The following is an 18,272-nucleotide window of genomic DNA, read 5'->3' as shown; positions in this document are numbered from 1 at the left end:
GCCCGGGGTACCCGGGCTCCCATGGGTGACATCCTGGTCGGGGCCTGCTCGTGGACGGACCGCATGCTCGTGACGAGCGGCTGGTACCCGCGCGGGCGGCGGGACGCCGAGGGCCGGCTGCGGCACTACGCCTCCAGGCTGCCCGTCGTCGAGGTGGACTCCGGTTACTACGCGCTGCCCAGCCGCCGCAACAGTGAGCTGTGGGTGGAGCGCACACCGGACGGCTTCCGCTTCGACGTCAAGGCGTTCTCGCTGCTGACCGGCCACCCCACCCGGCCGCAGGCGCTCCCCGCCGATCTGCGGAACCGGCCGGTGGACGGCGCCCTGCTGGACGAGGTGTGGGGGAGGTTCGCGGAGGCGGTCGGACCGCTGCGCGAGGCCGGGCGGCTGGGCGCCGTACTGTTCCAGTTCCCGCCCCGGTTCGCGCCCGGAACCAGGGCCGAGCGGACACTGGAGGAGTGCGCGGAGCGCACGGCCGGCTGGCCGCTCGCCGTCGAGTTCCGGCATCCGGGGTGGTGGGAGGCGGGGCAGGCCGAGGACACCCTCGCGCTGCTGTCCGGGCTGGACGCGACGGCCGTCGGCGTGGACATGGCCCAGGGGCTCGCCGGCTCCCTGCCGCCCGTCGCCCCCGTCAGCCGCCCCGCCCTCGCCGTCGTACGGTTCCACGGCCGCAGCAGGGCCTGGGGGAGGGGCGGCAAGGAGGACCGCTTCCGCCACGACTACGACGTGAGCGAACTCGCCGCCTGGGTCCCCCGGCTGCGGCGCGCGGCGGAGCGGACGGACGAACTGCACGTGCTGTTCAACAACTGCTGCGCGGACGCCGCCGTACGCGCCGCCGAGACCATGCGGGGGCTGCTCACCCGGCCGCGTCGCTGATGCCCAGCCGCAGGTGCTCCACGTGGTAGACGGCCTGGTCGAGCAGCCCGGCGACATGGTCGTCGTGCAGCGCGTACACCACGGAACGCCCCCGGCGCTCACCGACCACCAGGCCCAGATTGCGCAGCAGCCGCAACTGGTGAGAGCAGGCCGACTGCTCCATGCCCACCTCCGCCGCCAGCTCCGTGGCCGGCAGCGGGCCCTCGCGCAGCCGGGCGAGGATCAGCAGCCGGGAGGGCGTGGACAGGGCCTGGAGCGTGGTGGCGACCTTCGCGACGTTGTCCGCGTCCAGGCGCACCCGCGCGGCGTCGTCCTGCGCGGAAACGGCGGCTCCATGACCCATGCGGACATCCTACTCATCACATATGAACGCATGAATGAGTCTTCATGTGTTCCTGTATGGTGGCCGGGTGTCCGTGACTCTCGCCCCCGCGCCCCGGTCGTCCGTCGGTACCCCGGCGCCGCGCCGCCGTACCCGTGTCCTCGCCCTGCCCGAAGCCCGGTGGGCGCTCGCCTCACTCGTCGCCTTCCTGGCCGGGCTCGCCGCCGACCTCGGCGGTGCGCCGGGCTGGGCCGGCGGAAGTCTGTACGCCGTCGCCTATGCGTGCGGCGGCTGGGAACCGGCCCTCGAAGGGCTGCGCGCACTGCGCGAGAGGACCCTCGACGTCGACCTGCTGATGATCGTCGCCGCGCTGGGCGCCGCCGCGATCGGACAGGTCCTCGACGGTGCCCTGCTCATCGTCATCTTCGCCACCTCCGGCGCCCTGGAGGCCCTGGCCACCGCCCGCACCGCCGACTCCGTACGCGGCCTGCTCGACCTCGCGCCCACGACGGCGACCCGCGTGACCGAACGCGGCGAGGAGACCGTGCCCACCGACGGACTCGCCGTCGGTGACATCGTCCTGGTCCGCCCCGGGGAACGCATCGGCGCCGACGGCACCGTCCTGGACGGCGTCAGCGAGGCCGACCAGGCCACCATCACCGGCGAGTCCCTGCCGGTCGTCAAACGCCCCGGCGACGACGTCTTCGCCGGCACCCTCAACGGCACCGGCGCCCTGCGCGTCCGGGTCGGCCGCGACCCCGCCGACTCGGTCATCGCCCGCATCGTGACCCTGGTCGAGGAGGCCTCCCGCACCAAGGCGCCGACCCAGCTCTTCATCGAGAAGATCGAACAGCGGTACGCCGTCGGCGTGGTCGTCGCCACCCTCACCGTGTTCGGCGTCCCGCTCGCCTTCGGCGAGAACCTCACCGACGCCCTGCTGAGGGCGATGACCTTCATGATCGTCGCCTCGCCGTGCGCGGTCGTCCTCGCCACCATGCCGCCCCTGCTCTCCGCCATCGCCAACGCCGGCCGCCACGGCGTCCTCGTCAAGTCGGCGGTCGCCATGGAACGCCTCGGCGAGATCGACACCGCCGCCCTCGACAAGACCGGCACCCTCACCGAAGGCACCCCCGAGGTCACCGCCGTACGCCCGCTGCCCGGCTCCGGCCTCGACGAGGAAGCCCTCCTCACCCTGGCCGCCTCGGCCGAGCATCCCAGCGAGCACCCGCTGGCCCGCGCCGTGGTCACCGCCGCCCACACCCGCGGCCTGACCCTCGCCCCCGCCACGGACTTCACCGCCGCACCCGGCCACGGCATCACCGCCACCGTGAACGGGACCGTGGTGACCGTCGGACGCGCCGACCCGGCAGAGGCGGCCCGCGGCGGGACCGTCGTCCGCGTCACCCGCGACGGCACCCCCGTCGGCACCCTCGTCCTCACCGACCGCCTCCGCCCCGACGCCCCGGCCGCCACCTCCGCCCTGACGGCCCTCACCGGCGCCGCCCCCACCCTCCTCACCGGCGACAACCCCCACGCCGCCGCCCGCGTCGCCGGCGCGACCGGCCTCACGGACATCCGCGCCGGCCTCCTCCCCGAGGACAAGGTCAACGCCGTACGGGACCTCCAGACGGCCGGCCGCAAGGTGCTGTTCGTCGGCGACGGCGTCAACGACGCGCCCGCCCTCGCCGCCGCCCACGCCGGCATCGCCATGGGCCGCGCGGGCTCCGACCTCGCCCTGGAGACGGCGGACGCGGTCGTCGTACGCGACGAACTCGCCGCCGTACCCGCGGTCGTACGGCTCTCCCGCACCGCCCGCCGGCTGGTGGCGCAGAACCTCGTCATCGCGGGCACGGCCATCACCGGCCTCGTCCTGTGGGACCTCGTCGGTCACCTCCCGCTCCCGCTCGGCGTCGCCGGCCACGAGGGCTCCACCGTGCTGGTCGGCCTGAACGGGCTGCGGCTGCTCCGCGAGTCGGCATGGCGATCCGGGCAGCCCCAGGACACATGACGTCGATGTCGGATTCCCGCCAGACCGGGGCGCCGGCCGTGCCCGATCCTTGAGACATGCAGAAGGGGATGCACACCGACACCGAGCGCTGCGTGCGCGCCGTGCGGTCGAAGGACGCGCGGTTCGACGGCTGGTTCTTCACCGCCGTCCTCACCACCGGCATCTACTGCCGGCCCAGTTGCCCGGTGGTCCCGCCCAAGGCGGAGAACATGGTCTTCCACCCGAGCGCGGCGGCCTGCCAGCAGGCCGGGTTCCGGGCCTGCAAACGCTGCCGGCCCGACACCAGCCCCGGCTCACCGGAGTGGAACCAGCGGGCCGACGCGGTGGCCCGCGCCATGCGCCTGATCGCCGACGGAGTCGTGGACCGCGAAGGCGTCCCCGGTCTCGCCGCCCGGCTCGGCTACAGCACCCGGCAGGTCGAACGCCAGCTCCTCGCCGAGCTGGGCGCGGGCCCCCTCGCGCTCGCCCGCGCCCAGCGCGCCCAGACCGCACGGCTGCTCATCGAGACCACGGCACTGCCGATGGCGGAGATCGCCTTCGCGGCCGGCTTCTCCTCCGTCCGCACCTTCAACGACACCGTCCGCGAGGTCTACGCACTCGCCCCGGGCGAACTGCGCACCCGGGCACCGAAGAACACCTCCCGCACCACCCCCGGAGTGCTCTCCCTCCGGCTGCCGTTCCGCGCCCCGCTCAACCCCGACAACCTCTTCGGCCACCTCGCCGCCACCGCCGTACCCGGCGTGGAGGAGTGGCGGGACGGTGCCTACCGGCGCACGCTGCGACTGCCGTACGGACACGGCGTCGTCGCGCTCACCCCGCACCCCGACCACATCGCCTGCCGCCTCGCCCTCGGCGACCCCCGCGACCTCACCGTCGCCATCAGCCGCTGCCGCCGCCTGCTCGACCTGGACGCCGACCCGGTCGCCGTCGACGGGCAACTGCGCGCGGACCCGGTCCTCGCGCCCCTCGTCGACAAGGCGCCCGGCCGCCGTGTGCCGCGCACGGTCGACGCGGCCGAGTTCGCCGTCCGGGCCGTCCTGGGCCAGCAGGTCTCCACGGCCGCCGCCCGCACCCACGCGGCCCGCCTGGTCACCGCGCACGGCACCCCCGTGGACGATCCCGAGGGCGGCCTCACCCACCTCTTCCCGTCCCCCGAGGCACTGGCCGGGCTCGACCCCGAGACCCTCGCCATGCCCCGCACCCGCCGCACCACGTTCACCACCCTCGTACGCCGGCTCGCCGACGGCGACCTCCACCTGGGCGCCGAGAGCGACTGGCCCGAGACCCGCGCGAAGCTCCTCGCCCTCCCCGGCTTCGGCCCCTGGACGGCCGACGTCATCGCCATGCGGGCGCTCGGCGACCCCGACGCCTTCCTCCCCACCGACCTCGGCGTCCGCCGCGCCGCCCGCGAACTGGGCCTGCCCTCCACCCCGGCCGCCCTCACCGCCCGCGCGGCGGCCTGGCGGCCCTGGCGGGCGTACGCGGTCCAGTACCTGTGGGCGACGGACAGCCACCCCATCAACTTCCTGCCGGTGTAGAGAAACCAGGGACTCCCAGCCGATGAAGCAGCACACCGTGACCGACAGCCCCTACGGCCCGCTGACGCTCGTCGCCGACGACGGCGTCCTGTGCGGCCTCTACATGACAGACCAGCGCCACCGCCCGCCCGAGGAGACCTTCGGCGTCCCCGACGACACCCCCTTCGCCGAGACGCGGGAGCAGCTCTCGGCCTACTTCGCGGGAGAGTTGAAGGAGTTCACCCTCGAACTACGCCTGCACGGCACCCCGTTCCAGCGCCGCGTCTGGGACCGGCTGACCCGCATCCCGTACGGCGAGACCCGCACCTACGGCCAACTCGCCGACACCCTCGGCAACCCGAAGGCCTCCCGCGCGGTCGGTCTCGCCAACGGCCGCAACCCGGTCGGCATCATCGTCCCCTGCCACCGCGTCATCGGCGCGAGCGGCGGCCTCACCGGATACGGCGGCGGCCTGGAGCGGAAACAGCGCCTGCTGGACTTCGAACGCGGAACCGCCCTGTTCTAGGCGGCGATCCGGTGCCGGCGCCTGGTGGTGAGCCCCCCCCGTGCGGGAGCTCACCACCACGCCGGGTCCCGCCCCGCCGCTCAGGACAGGTAGGCGAACGAGCGCACCTGGGACGCGGTGAGCGCGCCGTTGAACACCCGGACGGTGTCCGCCCCGCCGTGGAAGTACTCGCCCCAGCCGCCGGCGGTGTGACCGCGGCCGATCTGCAGCGGGCCGGGAGCGCTCCAGGCGGCGTCGAACGCGGCGCCGGCCACGGCCTCGCCCTTGACGTACAGGGTGACGCGGCCCTTGGAGTCGTCGTACACCACGACCACTTCGTCGGAGTAGGCCGTGGGAGCGCCGGGCGCGGCGACCACGGTCTCCGCGGCCCCCGGTCCGCCGCCGTCGGTGACGACCAGCTGCCACTCGGACGCGGCCGGGTCGTAGCGGACCTTGAAGGCGTCGCTGTCGGCGTCGCCCTGGGACAGGACGGTCATCGGCCGGCCGGGGGTGGTGTCGGCGAAACGGACCCGCAGTCCGACGCTGAAGCTGTCGGCGGTGTCGACGACGGGGTTGCCGGCGGCGGCGTAGTCGTCCGTACCGTCCAGGGCCAGGTGGTCGCGGCCGTCGAGGGCGTCCGCCGGGAACTCGACGCACTCGGGGTCTTCGAGGCAGGCCTCGATGTCGGGGGTGTAGAAGCCGGCGCCGCCGTGCAGGGTGAGCGGTTCGTCGCCCTTCCGGTCGGAGATCACACCGCCGTCGGTCCGCTCGATGTCCCAGGCGGCCACCAGCTCGGCGGGACGGGCACCCAGCCGCTCGATCTCCTCGCGGGGCACGACCCGGTCCCAGACGCGGACGTCGCCGACCTCGCCCTGCCAGCGCGCACCTCCCTCGCCGCGGGCGCGGCCGATCTGGAAGGCGCCGGGGGCGCTCACGGGGGTGACGCCGGTCTCGGAGGCGACCTCCTTGCCGTTGACGTACAGGCGCAGGGTGTCGTCCTCGCCGTCGTACAGGCCGGTCAGATGGGCCCAGCCGTCGACGGCGGCGCTGCCGCCGGTGAGGGTGGTGGTGCCATAGCGGAAGGCCCAGGTGGCCGACGAGTCCTCGGCGGGGCGCAGGCCGAGAGTGAAGGCGGAGGTGCCGTCGGCGGCGTCCTGGCTCGCCACCGTCATCGGGCTGCCGGTCGCGGCGGGGCGGACCCAGGCGGAGACGGCGAAGGTCTCGTCGGTGTCCGCCGCGGGAACGTCCGGGGTGAGATAGCCGTTGCCCCGGCCGTCGAGGGTGACGGTGGAGGTGAGAGCGGTACGGGACGGGGCGGGGGCACCGAAGACGACACCGTCCCCGGCGCGGGCCACCGGGCCCGCCTCCGCGGCGGCGCTGCCGGCTCCGGCCGGATCGGCGAGCTTCCAGTGGCCCACAGGGGCCCGACCCTCGGCGACCCGCGTCCAGTGAGTCGTCTGAGAGCTGGACCGTCCGGCGCGGTCGAGGGCCCTGACCTCGAGGTAGTACGGCCCGGCGTGCTCCGGCATCCACCGGACGGTGACCGGTCCACCCGGCTCCTCGGGCCGGACGCGCGTCTGGGTGGAGCCGAGGACGGTGTAGACGTACTCGACGACGTCCTCGGACGGGGAGTCGAAGGTGAAGCTGCCGTAGACGCCGACGCCGTCGTGCCAGCCGCTGTCGTCGTCCGGGTACTGCTCCGAGACGACCGTCGCCGGTTCGGGGCTGACCGTGTCGATGATGAACCGACAGGTGACGCCGGGGGCCTCGTCGCTCCAGGCGGAGGTCGCCCCCTCGTCGTCGACGGCCCGGACGTGCCAGGAGACGACGGTGTCGGCCGGGAGGTCGGCAGGGGTCCGCCACAACTGGGTGATCGGGGAGCGCACCGTGGCCGAGGTGTGGGTGCGGCGCTGAACGACACCGTCGGCGTCGGTCCACCAGGCCTCGAACTGGGCGCCGGCCGCGTTGGTCTCCCAGTCCTCGTTGTCCTGCGTCGGGTCCTCGACGACGGCCCGGAGTTCGGGTGCGACGGGTACGTAGACGGGTTCCTGGGAGCAGGGCTTGCTCCAGTCGACGGTGAGCGCGTCGGTCTTCGGCTGAAGCGGGGGAAGGTTCTCCCCGGCCGCCGTGGCGACGCCCGGAGCCGCGGCGAGCAGCAGGGCCGCCAGTCCTGTGGCCGCGGCGGTGGTTCTGACGCGCCGGCGGGAATGCGGGTTCATGCGGTGGAGCCCCCTGTGTGGTGTCGTCCGGTCCCGCACGGGGACGTTCCGCCGTCCTCGGTTCGTGCGGGGTCCACCCGGAGACCCACAGCTGTCATGCCCACCATCGGTCCCGGTCGGCATGACTATAGAGCGATCTTCGAACGTGTTCAGAACGATTTTCAGGCAATCGGAGCCGCCGAAGTCGACGGCACGGACTACCGGTCGGCGATCCGGCGCAGCAGTCCGGGCAGCGAGGTGCCGATCGGCTCGCGGATCACCTCGTCGGCGAGATCGTCGTACGGGGTCGGCTCCGCGTTGACGATGACCAGGCGGGCCCCGTGGCCGGCGGCCACCTCCGCGAGCCCGGCGGCGGGGTGGACCTGGAGACTGGTGCCCACGGCGATGAAGACGGTGCACGCCTTGCTGATCGCCGCCGCCTCGCCCAGCACCACGGGATCGAGGTGCTCACCGAACATCACCGTCGCCGGCTTGAGGACGCCGCCGCACCCCAGACACGGCGGATCGTCCTCACCGGCCTCGACCCGTGTCAGGGCGTCCTCCATCGAACCCCGCGCATGGCACTTGGTGCACACCACGCTCCGTACGGTGCCGTGGAGTTCGAGCACCTTGCGGTCCGGCATCCCGGCGAGCTGGTGCAGCCCGTCCACGTTCTGGGTGATCACCCGCACCGGCACCCCGGAGCGCTCCAGCTCGACCACGGCCCGGTGCGCGCCGTTCGGCTCGACGGCGAGCGCGAAGTTCTCCCGCCGCATCAGCCAGGAACGGCGGCGGATCTCCGGGTCGCCCATGTAGTACTCGTACGTCACCAGCTTCTCGGCCTCGGGATCGCGGCGCCACAGTCCGTTCGGCCCGCGGTAGTCCGGGATACCGGAGTCCGTACTGACACCGGCACCGGTGAGGAGGGCGACGAGGGGCTTGCTCATGCGGCCGAGGGTAGGCCGCGGGACGCCGGTCCGGCGAGCGGATAAAACGCCGGGCGCGGGCTCAGCGCACCCGGTACCCGTCCTCCAGCTCCGCGGTGCCCGAACCGTCGGCGAGGACGTCCAGCGCGGCCGACACCCGGCGCCCCAGGGAACCGCGGAGGTACTCGGCCAGTTCCCCGCGCGGCACCAGCCGCCAGGACAGCAGCTCCGAATCCTGCAGCCGGATCGCCGCGAAGTCGTCCGCGCCGAGCACGCCGCCGTCGTACAGATACGCCACCACCGGCGGCCGCCCCGGCCCCCGCACCCAGTCCACCGCCAGCAACCGTCCCAGCTCCCGGTCCAGCCCGATCTCCTCGGCCGTCTCCCGCCGCGCCCCCTCGCGCGGGCTCTCCCCTTCGTCCGACTCGATCGTGCCGCCGGGCAGCGCCCACCCCTCCCGGTAGTTCGGCTCGACGAGCAGCACCCGCCCCTCCTCGTCCCGGAAGAGAGCGGCGGCGCCGGCGAGGACACGGGGGAGGGAGGCGATGTAGGCGGCGTAGTCCTGGACGGGCTGAGTGGTGGTCATGGGGGGAAGGGTACGGCGGTGCGGGACCTGCGCCCGGCGCCGGCGGGCGCCCCGGCCGGGCGCACGGCAGCACACGCGGTCCCATGATCGACACGGAACGGCGCGCGCTCCGGGGCACGGGCGGGGTCAGGTGCCGGCCCGCGCCAGCCGCAGCGTGCGTTCCGCCAGTTCGCTGATCCGGACCCCGTCGAAGCCGAAGACGGCGCTGCGGACCGTGTCCTGGAGGGGGTCCTTCCACTGGTCGGGGATGGCTGGGGCGCCGCACAGGACGCCCGCCACCGAGCCCGCCGTCGCGCCGTTGGAGTCGGTGTCCAGACCGCCGCGCACGGTCAGGGCGATGGTCCGGGTGAAGTCGCCGTCGCCGTACAGCAGGCCGGCGGTGAGGACGGCCGCGTTCGGGACCGTGTGGATCCAGCCGAGGCCCGCCGTCTCCTCCGTGAGCGTGGTGAGCGTGTCCTCCCAGGCCAGCCCGGCCTCGTGCAGGGAGGCCACCCGGCGCACGGTGCGGGCGAGGCGGCTGCTCGCCGGGATCACCGTCAGCGCCTCGTCCACCGCGTGCCGCACGGTGGGCGCCGTGAACGCCGCCGAGATCAGCGCCGCCGCCCACATCGCGCCGTACACGCCGTTGCCGGTGTGGGAGAGCACCGCGTCCCTGCGGGCCAGGGCGGCGGCGCGGCGCGGGGCGCCGGGGGAGGTCCAGCCGTGGACGTCGGCGCGGATGAGGGCGCCGATCCACTCCTGGTAGGGGTTGTCGTAGGTGGCCGTGAGCGGGGGTTTGAGGCCGTTCGCGAGGTTGCGGTAGGCGGCCCGCTCCGCCGTGAAGGTCTGGAGGTACGGCAGCCGCAGCAGCCACAGGTCGCCGACCTGCTCGGTGGTGAAGGCGAAGCCGTGGGTCTCCAGCAGGTCGAGGCCGAGGATCGCGTAGTCGATGTCGTCGTCGCGGCAGCTCCCGTGGATGCGGCCGCGGACGCAGGACCGCCACTCGGGGCGCAGGTCGAGGCCCTCGCTCTCGGTCGGCGGCCCGGGGAGGTAGTCGGTGAGGGGGAGGGCGTCCGTCCGGCGGAGGTAGCGGTCGATGCGTTCGCGGGTCCACACCTCGCCCTGTTCCACCGGTTTGCCGAGCATGTTGCCCGCGATCCGGCCCAGCCAGCCTCCGAGGATGCGGTCGGCGAGTCCCGGTTCCGGGCCCACAGCGGTCATGGCGGTCGTGGCGGTCATGGGACCGGTCTACCCGATTCCGGGCCGTTCCACGGGCTGGGCAGGGCATGGCGGCCACTGTGCCCGCCGGTTAAGGTCACAGCGGCGCGACTTGGCCTTGACACGCGTGCGAGGCCCGGAGAACGAGGGGAATGCAAGTGGCGGACGCTGCAGGGAGCGGCACTCGTACGACACGGTCGGCACGGCGGGTGCTCGTCGCCGCGGACAAGTTCAAGGGGTCGCTGACGGCCGTCGAGGTCGCCGAGCGGGTGACGGCCGGGCTGCGCAGGGTCGTACCGGACCTGGTGGTCGAGGCGCTGCCGGTGGCCGACGGCGGCGACGGCACCGTGGCCGCGGCGGTCGCGGCCGGGTTCGAGCGGCGGGAGGTGCGGGTCGCCGGCCCCCTCGGGGACGAGGTGACCGCGGCGTACGCGCTGCGCGGTGACACGGCCGTCGTGGAGATGGCGGAGGCGAGCGGGCTGCAGCGGCTGCCGGCCGGTGTCTTCGCGCCGCTCACGGCGTCGACGTACGGCTCCGGCGAGCTGCTGCGGGCCGCGCTGGACGCGGGGGCGCGGAGCATCGTGTTCGGGGTGGGCGGCAGTGCCACCACCGACGGCGGTGCGGGCATGCTGTCGGCGCTGGGCGCGCGGTTCGTGACGGCGGACGGTGAGCCGGTGGCGCCGGGTGGCGGAGGGCTCGCCGAGCTGGCGTCCGCCGATCTGTCCGGGCTGGACCCGCGGCTGGCGTCGGTGGAGTTCGTGCTCGCGAGTGACGTCGACAATCCGCTGACCGGGCCCAAGGGGGCACCGGCGGTGTACGGCCCGCAGAAGGGGGCCTCGCCGGAGGACGTGGAGGCGCTGGACGCGGCGCTCGCGCACTTCGCGAAGGTGCTGGAGGGGGCGGTGGGGCCGAAGGCCGCGGAGTACGCCGCGTCCCCCGGCGCGGGCGCGGCCGGCGGCATCGGCTACGGCGCGCTGCTGCTGGGCGCCGCCTTCCGGCCGGGCATCGAGGTCATGCTGGACGTGCTCGGGTTCGCGCCGGCGCTGGAGCGGGCGGATCTGGTGATCACGGGGGAGGGGTCGCTGGACGAGCAGACGCTGCACGGGAAGGCCCCGGCGGGGGTCGCCGCGGCGGCGCGTGCGGCGGACAAGGAGGTCGTCGCGGTGTGCGGGCGGCTGGCGTTGGCGCCGGAGGTGCTGGGCCGGGCCGGGATCCGGCGGGCGTACGCGCTGACGGAACTCGAGCCGGACGTGGCGAAGTGCATCGCGGAGGCGGGCCCGGTCCTGGAACGCACGGCGGAACGGATCGCGCGCGACTTCCTGAGCCGACGACCGGTGGCCCTCCGTCGGACCTGACGCCGTCTCACCCCTCGCGCCGCGCGGGTCCGAGGGGCACGGCCGGACCGTGTTGCGATCCGTCTCATCAGTGGTTCCATGGAAAAGGAGGCACACGCGCGGGCAGACGTCCAAGACGTCCTTGCCGACGCGGGGCGGGGCGGCGCCGTCCGGTCACGGCGACTTCCGGTGTTCCATGACGTCTCGCCGAAAGGCGCAGCACGGAGGGAACGGACTCCATGCCCACCAAGGTCATCCGAAATCCTGAGGGAAAGGAACGACCGCGCGACGCCCCCTGGTACACGCTGTATCCGAGGCGGTGGCTGGCCCGGACCGCCGGGGCGGTGGGCAGACGGTGGCGCACGTTCAGGACCGACAGGGAGGCCCGCAGGAGCATCGTCCCGAACCGCAGATGGCACCCCTGGCGGCTCTCCCTCGGCCGCCTCCTGCGCGTCTTCGCCTTCCTCGGGACGGCCCTGCTGATCACCTGGGTGACGCTGAAGGCCTCCTCTCCCTCGTGGTTCGAAACCCTGAACAAGGCCCCGACGGTCAGCACCCTCTACACCTTGACGAGCCCCATTCTGACGGGTGCCTTCCTCCTGGCGGTCTTCCTGCTCTACTGGTACCGCAAGGTCAAGAAACCGCTCGTCAAGAAGGCGCGCGCCAAGCCGCACGACCTGGTCCCCACGGCCGGAACGCTCGTCGACCGGATCGTCGGCCGCCGCGAACTGACCCAGGTGATAGCCCAGACGCTCCGTGACCGGAGGACACGCAGGCCCTATCTGCTCGTCGGCGGGGTGGGCGTCGGCAAGACGGCCGTCCTCGTGGAACTCACCCGGATGCTGGCGCAACAGTCCGCCGTCCCCGTCCCCTTGCGTCTGCGCGACATGGACGGCGACGGCGAACTCGACTTCGAGAAGATGGCACGGCGCCGCTTCGCGGAGGAGGCGGACCAAGGAGTGTTCGCCGGCGGCAACATCGACAAGGCGTGGCGGCAACTACGGCTCGACGACAAGGCCGTGGTCATCGCCGACGGCCTGGAGGAGGCCCTCCTCGACGAGCAGTACCGGGAGGACCGCGACAACATCATCCGGCGGGCCATAGACCGGGCGGACCGTCAGAACCTCCCCGTGGTCATCGCCTCGCGCCCGCACGCGCCGCTGGAGGGCACCAGGGCCGCGATCACCGACCTGGAGCCGCTGAGCGAGGAGGCGGCCCTGGAGTACCTGGTGCGGGAACCCGGCGAGGGTGACGAACGCCGGCTGGACTGGGTCGTGGAGACCGCCGAGGTCTCGGACTCACCGATCTACCTGAGGATCGCCCGTCTGCTGCAGCAGCGCGGACTGCTGGAGCATCTGACGCTCCGGCAGCAGAACGGCCGTCTGAACACACGCAGCAACGACTGCTCCACCATCAGGCTCTGGCTCCTCGACACCTACCGCCAGGCCATGGAGGACGGCCTCATATGCGACAAGCTGGTGATGGACCGCAGGGAACGCCGCGAGACGCTGTGGGTGGTGTCGGCACTGGCCTGCCTCGGGCTGGTGCAGGACAGCCTCGAGGTGTCGTTCGACGACTTCGTCGGTGCGTACATGAACGACCTGCGTGAGGGCGCGCGGTCCGGGGAGCCGCCGGCCGGCAACTGGCAGGAAGCGGTCCGCCCGGTCGTCTCGCCCGCGCAGCGACAGGCGATATGGGGGGTGCTGGGCCGGAAGGCCGGCGAGTCGTGGTCCTGGACCGACCCGCTGCGACACCCCAACGAGTGTTACACCGAGCTGGCGAGGTACGCCGCCAACGCACAGCATCTCGGGCTGGTGAAGGGCTGCGAGAACAAGGTCCGCTTCCCCCACAGCATCATCCAGTCCTATCTGGGTTACCGCCTGCTGAGCGAACTGGAGGCCGACGGGGTCGCCGCCGTCGTCGAACCGGCTCTGCACAGCCCCGGCCCGTCCCGGGAACTGCTCATCGCCCTGGTGCTGCTCTCCCGCCACCGGGCAGCGGACCCCGCCCCCCAGCAGACCACCCGACCGGATCGGGGACGGCGCCGGCACCTGTACCGGGGCCGGGGGACGCCGCCCAGGCCGGCCGAGCTGCTCAGGGACGCCGCGGCGAACCGGCACGACGCGAAGTACTTCGACCTGTACGCGGCGGCCCTGGAGATCGACAGCGTGGACCCGGCGCCGATACAGGAGGAACTGGCCCGCGACCTCGACGAGCAGTGGGCCGGCCTGATCATCAGGGGCGAGCAGCGGACCGTCGAGGACGCGAAACTCGGACTGGTGCGGCGCTTCGGAGCCGCTCTGCGCGAACGGGACCGTCGCCGCGGGGAAACCGGTCCGCTCACCGGACCGGCGACCGCGCGACCGCCCCTTCCCTACGCGTGCCTCTTCCGGATCGCCGCCGACGAACCCTCCTACGCCGTCCGGACCGCGATCGCGCATCAGCTGGCCGCCGGCGGCGACGCGGCCTTCCAGGCCATGCGCCCGTGGTTCCCCCTCGGAAGCGACCCCGTGGAGCAGTATCTGACGCAGACCCGCGAGGCCAAGCAGAAGCTGAACGAGGACTACACCGCCTGGCTCGGGGAGGCGAACGCCGGCCACGCCGTCGACCCGAGGACGGCGGCGCTGAGACAGCAGAGGCACGACCGGTTCGTGAGGGAGTACGAACGGCGCCGCACCACTCAATGGCGCCGCTTCGCCCTGCGTGCCTGGATCGTTCCCATGATCATCGGGTCGGTCTCCGACAAGTACCGTGAGGAGGCGAAGGAGCGGCTCGACCTCTGGCTCCGGCACCTGACCACCACGACCGGGTGGAACACCGCCCTGCCGCCCGCCGAGCCGGACCTGCCGCTCTCCCTGGAGAACGCCATGGCCCAGGGCTTCAAGAACGCGGCGAACCGCAGACGACGGCACCCGGACGTCTACGAGGAGACCCGGGCGTACCTGATGAGGCAGACCGAGAGGATGCTCATCTCCAGCCGCTCCTGGTACGCGCAGCTGACCCTGCTCCACGCGCTGTGCCTGTGGGAGCTTCCCGACACGGTCGGACGTCCGACCGGAGCGGCGACGGACCGGCACCGTGCCAAGGTGTCCGGCACTCCCGTCGAGCCCGTGCGGACGGTCACCCGGTGGCTCGCGATAGCGGGCACCACGTACGGCACCGCGGCAGCCGGAAGGGATCACGGACGTCAGGCCGGCAAGGTCCTCCACCCGTTCGTCGCCGAAGCGGGCGATCTGGTGACCCTGGCCCTGGAGACGGGGCACCCGGAGCAGTTCCTCTGGATCGACGAGCACGGCGCCATCGACAACGTGGGTTCCACTCCGGCAGCCCCGGAGCGCTACCGCAAGCACAATCTGTGGATCGCTCCGTCGTCCGGCTGGAGCATCCTGCACCCACGGGCGCAGCGTCTCCTCGCCGACGTCCTGATCATGCTCAACCTCACCGAACGCGACGGGAGCCCGGACGACATCGAGGAACGCCTGGACCTCGCGAACAAGGACGCCCTCCCGCCCTGCCTCACCCACGACCGCAGCCCGCTCCACCCCGAACACAGTGTGGGCCGGGCCGACCGGGGCGGGTCGGGTTCCACCTGCCTGCCGACCTGCAGGTTCCGTCTGTGCCCCTACCCTCCGAAGGCCGGAAAGGCGCAGAGGGAGATCGAGGAGCCGTTCTGCCGGCAGCAGCAGGCCCTCCTGCACAGCCGCTCCCGCTGGCACGTACCGGTCCTCACCCGCCGCACCGCGCCGTGGGTGAGCATCCCCGTGAAGGAGCTGCACGCCTTCTGGGAGGTGATGGCCGACCGGAACCGCAAGACCCCCGAGAGGGACGAGCAGATCCTGTGAGGCGCCCGCACCGCCGCGGCCGGGTGCCGGACGGACGAGGGCCCCGGACCCTGCCCGGGTCCGGGGCCCTCGAAGAGCGGCGGCGTTACGGCAGCTGCGCCGCCCGCGCCTCGCGACGGTTGTCGCGGAAGTTGTTCACCCGGCGAGCCGTGGCGAACAGCGGAATCACCGCCCCCATCACCAGCTGCAACGCGCACCCCGTCTGCAGCAGCAGCTGCCCGCTCGGCGCGTCGAACGCCCACGCCGCCAGCAGCCCCATCGACAGCACGATCCACGACAGCATGGCCACCGCGAGGCGGCCCCGCGGCTTCGGGTACTCCACCCGGCTCACCATCAGCCACGCCGTACCGATGATCGCCAGCAGCGTCGCCACGAACGGCAGCTCAAGGAGCACGATCGAGACGACCGTCAGCGCGCCGAACGGCGACGGCATGCCCTGGAAGGTGCCGTCCTTCACCGTGACGCAGGAGAACCGCGCCAGCCTCAGCACCACCGCCAGCAGCACCACGATCGCCCCGACCGCGGCCACTCTCTGGTGCGCGTCGTCCGCGACCATGCCGTAGACCAGGACGAAGTACGCCGGCGCCAGCCCGAAGCTGATCAGGTCGGACAGGTTGTCCAGCTCCGCGCCCATCGGCGAGGAGCGCAGCTTGCGCGCCACCAGGCCGTCGAACAGGTCGAAGACCGCCGCGCACAGCATCAGGATGACGGCCGTGGCCGCGCTGTGACGGGCCATGCCCGTCTCCTGGCTGCCCTGGAGGTGCGGGATCAGGATGCCGGTGGTGGTGAAGTACACCGCCATGAAGCCACAGGTGGCGTTGCCCAGGGTGAGGGTGTCCGCTATCGACAGGCGGAGCGAGAGGGGCATCTCCTCCTCGTCGTCCGCCTCGTCGGCCTCCGGCACCCAGCCGGCCTGTGTCTCGGGATCAACCACGGTCAATGCGAGTCACCCCAGCCACGGTCTTCTGACCGACCTCGACGGCCACCTCCACGCCCTCGGGCAGGTAGATGTCGACGCGCGAGCCGAACCGGATCAGACCGATGCGCTCACCCTGCTCGACCTTGGTGCCCTGCGGCACGTAGGGGACGATGCGGCGGGCCACCGCGCCGGCGATCTGGATCATCTCGATGTCGCCGAGCTCGGTGTCGAAGTGCCACACGACGCGCTCGTTGTTCTCGCTCTCCTTGTTGAAGGCGGGAACGAAGCCACCGGGGATGTGCTCGACCGACGTCACCGTGCCGGACAGCGGGGCCCGGTTCACGTGGACGTTGAGCGGGCTCATGAAGATCGCGACGCGGGTGCGGCCGTCCTTCCACGGCATGATGCTCTGCACCACGCCGTCGGCGGGCGAGATGACCCTGCCCTGGGCGATCTCGCGCTCGGGGTCGCGGAAGAACCACAGCATCCCCGCCGCCAGGGCGGTGGCGGGGACGGCGACGGCCTTGGCGGCACCCGAGCGGCGGGAGCGGAGCAGACTGACGGCTGCGGTGGCGACGGTCGGCAGAAGCCACGGCGATGCTCCGCGCGCGAGGCGTACGCCGGCGAGGCTGTCGCGGTGTGCAGAGGTTTGGCTGTGGGGCATGGATGACCTTCGTAGCGGATGATGCCGCGCACTTGCGGGGGACGGCGGCTTTCCGGCGATCGTAGCGGCTCCGGGCCGTAACTGGGTAAGCCAGTCAGCCGAGTCGGCGGCCGAAGAGTGCATACGGGGTGTGATCCACTTCTCCAAGAAAACACCCCGTATCCGGACATCTAGCCCTGGAATCGATACTCTTCGAGCAGTCGGCGACCGATGATCATTTTCTGGATCTCGGCGGTGCCTTCACCGATCAGCAGCATCGGTGCCTCCCGGTAGAGGCGCTCGATCTCGTACTCCTTGGAGAAGCCGTAGCCGCCGTGGATCCGGAAGGCGTCCTCCACGACCTCCTTGCAGTATTCGGAGGCGAGGTACTTCGCCATCCCTGCTTCGAGGTCGTTTCGCTCCCCGGAGTCCTTTTTGCGTGCCGCGTTCACCATCATGGCATGCGCGGCCTCCACCTTGGTAGCCATCTCCGCCAGCTTGAACTGGATGGCCTGGTGCTGGGCGATCGGCTTGCCGAAAGTGTGGCGCTGCTGGGCGTACCGGACACCGAGCTCGAAGGCACGCTGAGCGACGCCGCAGCCACGCGCCGCCACATTGACGCGGCCGACCTCGACACCGTCCATCATTTGGTAAAAACCTCGGCCGGTGACCCCGCCGAGCACCCGGTCGGCGGAAATCCGCAGGTCGTCCATGATGAGCTCGGTCGTGTCGACGCCCTTGTAGCCCATCTTGTCGATCTTGCCGGGGATGGTCAGGCCGGGGCGCACCTCCCCGAAGCCCGGCTCCTTCTCCACCAGGAAGGTCGTCATCGACCTGTGCGGCGCCGTGCCCTCGGGGTGACCCTCGTCACTCCGCACCAGAACGGCCACCAGCGACGACGTACCGCCGTTCGTCAGCCACATCTTCTGGCCGTTCAGGACGTACGAGTCACCGTCCTTCACCGCCTTCGACGTGATCGCCGACACGTCCGAGCCGAGCCCCGGCTCCGACATCGAGAAGGCGCCGCGGACGTCGCCGGCCGCCATCCTCGGCAGGAAGTGGTCCTTCTGCTCCTGCGTGCCGTGCTGCTTGAGCATGTACGCCACGATGAAGTGCGTGTTGATGATGCCGGACACCGACATCCAGCCGCGGGCGATCTCCTCCACGCACAGCGCGTAGGTGAGGAGCGACTCGCCCAGACCCCCGTACTCCTCGGGGATCATCAGACCGAACAGGCCGAGTTCCTTCAGGCCGTCGACGATCGCTTGCGGGTACTCGTCGCGGTGCTCCAGCTCGGTGGCGACCGGGATGATCTCCTTGTCCACGAAGTCGCGGACGGTGGTCAGGATCTCCTGCTGGACGTCGGTCAGACCGGCGGTCTGGGCGAGGCGCGCCATCG

General features: G+C 72.3%; 14 protein-coding genes. 6 read left to right on the top strand and 8 right to left on the bottom strand.

Going from position 1 to position 18,272, the window contains the following annotated elements; all coding sequences use genetic code 11:
- The first annotated feature begins 21 nt into the window (after positions 1 to 21).
- Positions 22 to 876 (top strand): DUF72 domain-containing protein, encoded by an 855-nt coding sequence (locus ACFV5H_RS24850; RefSeq protein WP_385197333.1) that lies wholly within the window; start codon positions 22 to 24, stop codon positions 874 to 876.
- Here the strand turns inward: ACFV5H_RS24850 and ACFV5H_RS24845 are convergent.
- Positions 857 to 1,219, bottom strand: coding sequence for an ArsR/SmtB family transcription factor (locus ACFV5H_RS24845; RefSeq protein WP_385044899.1), 363 nt, complete (start codon positions 1,217 to 1,219; stop codon positions 857 to 859). The two genes, ACFV5H_RS24850 and ACFV5H_RS24845, sit on opposite strands and share 20 nt — an antisense overlap.
- A gap of 34 nt (positions 1,220 to 1,253) precedes the next feature.
- Between ACFV5H_RS24845 and ACFV5H_RS24840 the strand changes: the two genes are divergently transcribed.
- Genes ACFV5H_RS24840 through ACFV5H_RS24830 form a run of 3 tightly spaced genes read left to right on the top strand, consistent with a single transcriptional unit; the run spans position 1,254 to position 5,249 of the window.
- A complete protein-coding gene (locus tag ACFV5H_RS24840) occupies positions 1,254 to 3,206 on the top strand; it encodes a heavy metal translocating P-type ATPase (protein WP_385197331.1) in 1,953 nt (650 codons plus the stop codon).
- 56 nt (positions 3,207 to 3,262) lie between these two features.
- Entirely contained in the window at positions 3,263 to 4,744 is a 1,482-nt protein-coding gene (locus ACFV5H_RS24835) for an AlkA N-terminal domain-containing protein (protein ID WP_385044894.1), read from the top strand.
- Between the two features lie 22 nt (positions 4,745 to 4,766).
- Entirely contained in the window at positions 4,767 to 5,249 is a 483-nt protein-coding gene (locus ACFV5H_RS24830) for a methylated-DNA--[protein]-cysteine S-methyltransferase (protein WP_385044891.1), read from the top strand.
- Between the two features lie 80 nt (positions 5,250 to 5,329).
- On the opposite strand, the gene ACFV5H_RS24825 is transcribed toward ACFV5H_RS24830, so the two are convergent.
- From ACFV5H_RS24825 to ACFV5H_RS24810, 4 genes are all read right to left on the bottom strand, one after another.
- A complete protein-coding gene (locus ACFV5H_RS24825) occupies positions 5,330 to 7,447 on the bottom strand; it encodes a LamG-like jellyroll fold domain-containing protein (RefSeq protein ID WP_385197329.1) in 2,118 nt (705 codons plus the stop codon).
- Between the two features lie 197 nt (positions 7,448 to 7,644).
- Positions 7,645 to 8,373 carry an NAD-dependent deacetylase gene (locus ACFV5H_RS24820; protein ID WP_385197328.1) on the bottom strand — a complete coding sequence of 243 codons (729 nt, stop codon included), beginning with the start codon at positions 8,371 to 8,373 and terminating at the stop codon, positions 7,645 to 7,647.
- 61 nt (positions 8,374 to 8,434) lie between these two features.
- Positions 8,435 to 8,938 carry an NUDIX domain-containing protein gene (locus ACFV5H_RS24815; RefSeq protein WP_385044883.1) on the bottom strand — a complete coding sequence of 168 codons (504 nt, stop codon included), beginning with the start codon at positions 8,936 to 8,938 and terminating at the stop codon, positions 8,435 to 8,437.
- A 126-nt stretch (positions 8,939 to 9,064) separates the two neighbouring features.
- Positions 9,065 to 10,138 (bottom strand): ADP-ribosylglycohydrolase family protein, encoded by a 1,074-nt coding sequence (locus tag ACFV5H_RS24810; RefSeq protein WP_385044980.1) that lies wholly within the window; start codon positions 10,136 to 10,138, stop codon positions 9,065 to 9,067.
- Between the two features lie 206 nt (positions 10,139 to 10,344).
- Here ACFV5H_RS24810 and ACFV5H_RS24805 point away from each other — a divergent pair, with 206 nt between their 5' ends.
- On the top strand, positions 10,345 to 11,490 hold the full coding sequence (locus ACFV5H_RS24805) for a glycerate kinase (protein ID WP_385044977.1): 1,146 nt from the start codon (positions 10,345 to 10,347) through the stop codon (positions 11,488 to 11,490).
- 218 nt (positions 11,491 to 11,708) lie between these two features.
- Positions 11,709 to 15,311 (top strand): ATP-binding protein, encoded by a 3,603-nt coding sequence (locus ACFV5H_RS24800; protein WP_385197327.1) that lies wholly within the window; start codon positions 11,709 to 11,711, stop codon positions 15,309 to 15,311.
- A gap of 85 nt (positions 15,312 to 15,396) precedes the next feature.
- On the opposite strand, the gene pssA is transcribed toward ACFV5H_RS24800, so the two are convergent.
- The 3 genes from pssA to ACFV5H_RS24785 form a co-directional block, all read right to left on the bottom strand.
- A complete protein-coding gene (pssA, locus tag ACFV5H_RS24795; protein WP_030211852.1) occupies positions 15,397 to 16,215 on the bottom strand; it encodes a CDP-diacylglycerol--serine O-phosphatidyltransferase in 819 nt (272 codons plus the stop codon).
- 22 nt (positions 16,216 to 16,237) lie between these two features.
- Positions 16,238 to 16,894 (bottom strand): phosphatidylserine decarboxylase, encoded by a 657-nt coding sequence (locus tag ACFV5H_RS24790; protein WP_073931230.1) that lies wholly within the window; start codon positions 16,892 to 16,894, stop codon positions 16,238 to 16,240.
- Between the two features lie 170 nt (positions 16,895 to 17,064).
- Positions 17,065 to 18,270 carry an acyl-CoA dehydrogenase family protein gene (locus ACFV5H_RS24785; RefSeq protein WP_385044877.1) on the bottom strand — a complete coding sequence of 402 codons (1,206 nt, stop codon included), beginning with the start codon at positions 18,268 to 18,270 and terminating at the stop codon, positions 17,065 to 17,067.
- Positions 18,271 to 18,272 lie beyond the last annotated feature (2 nt).

Origin of the sequence: Streptomyces sp. NPDC059787, assembly GCF_042732315.1 — a bacterium.
GTDB lineage: Bacteria > Actinomycetota > Actinomycetes > Streptomycetales > Streptomycetaceae > Streptomyces > Streptomyces atrovirens.
The sequence above is the reverse complement of the archived record's forward strand: the minus strand, read 5'-3'. Positions and strand labels throughout refer to the sequence as shown.

What these genes read in the sequence shown, in the direction of transcription:
- ACFV5H_RS24845 (WP_385044899.1), bottom strand. Translation starts at nt 1,219, where the DNA reads ATGGGTCATGGAGCCGCCGTTTCCGCGCAGGACGACGCCGCGCGGGTG.
- ACFV5H_RS24820 (WP_385197328.1), bottom strand. Translation starts at nt 8,373, where the DNA reads ATGAGCAAGCCCCTCGTCGCCCTCCTCACCGGTGCCGGTGTCAGTACG.
- ACFV5H_RS24825 (WP_385197329.1), bottom strand. Translation starts at nt 7,447, where the DNA reads ATGAACCCGCATTCCCGCCGGCGCGTCAGAACCACCGCCGCGGCCACA.
- ACFV5H_RS24830 (WP_385044891.1), top strand. Translation starts at nt 4,767, where the DNA reads ATGAAGCAGCACACCGTGACCGACAGCCCCTACGGCCCGCTGACGCTC.
- ACFV5H_RS24835 (WP_385044894.1), top strand. Translation starts at nt 3,263, where the DNA reads ATGCAGAAGGGGATGCACACCGACACCGAGCGCTGCGTGCGCGCCGTG.
- ACFV5H_RS24810 (WP_385044980.1), bottom strand. Translation starts at nt 10,138, where the DNA reads ATGACCGCTGTGGGCCCGGAACCGGGACTCGCCGACCGCATCCTCGGA.
- ACFV5H_RS24800 (WP_385197327.1), top strand. Translation starts at nt 11,709, where the DNA reads ATGCCCACCAAGGTCATCCGAAATCCTGAGGGAAAGGAACGACCGCGC.
- ACFV5H_RS24850 (WP_385197333.1), top strand. Translation starts at nt 22, where the DNA reads ATGGGTGACATCCTGGTCGGGGCCTGCTCGTGGACGGACCGCATGCTC.
- ACFV5H_RS24785 (WP_385044877.1), bottom strand. Translation starts at nt 18,270, where the DNA reads ATGGCGCGCCTCGCCCAGACCGCCGGTCTGACCGACGTCCAGCAGGAG.
- ACFV5H_RS24815 (WP_385044883.1), bottom strand. Translation starts at nt 8,938, where the DNA reads ATGACCACCACTCAGCCCGTCCAGGACTACGCCGCCTACATCGCCTCC.
- ACFV5H_RS24840 (WP_385197331.1), top strand. Translation starts at nt 1,254, where the DNA reads ATGAGTCTTCATGTGTTCCTGTATGGTGGCCGGGTGTCCGTGACTCTC.
- ACFV5H_RS24790 (WP_073931230.1), bottom strand. Translation starts at nt 16,894, where the DNA reads ATGCCCCACAGCCAAACCTCTGCACACCGCGACAGCCTCGCCGGCGTA.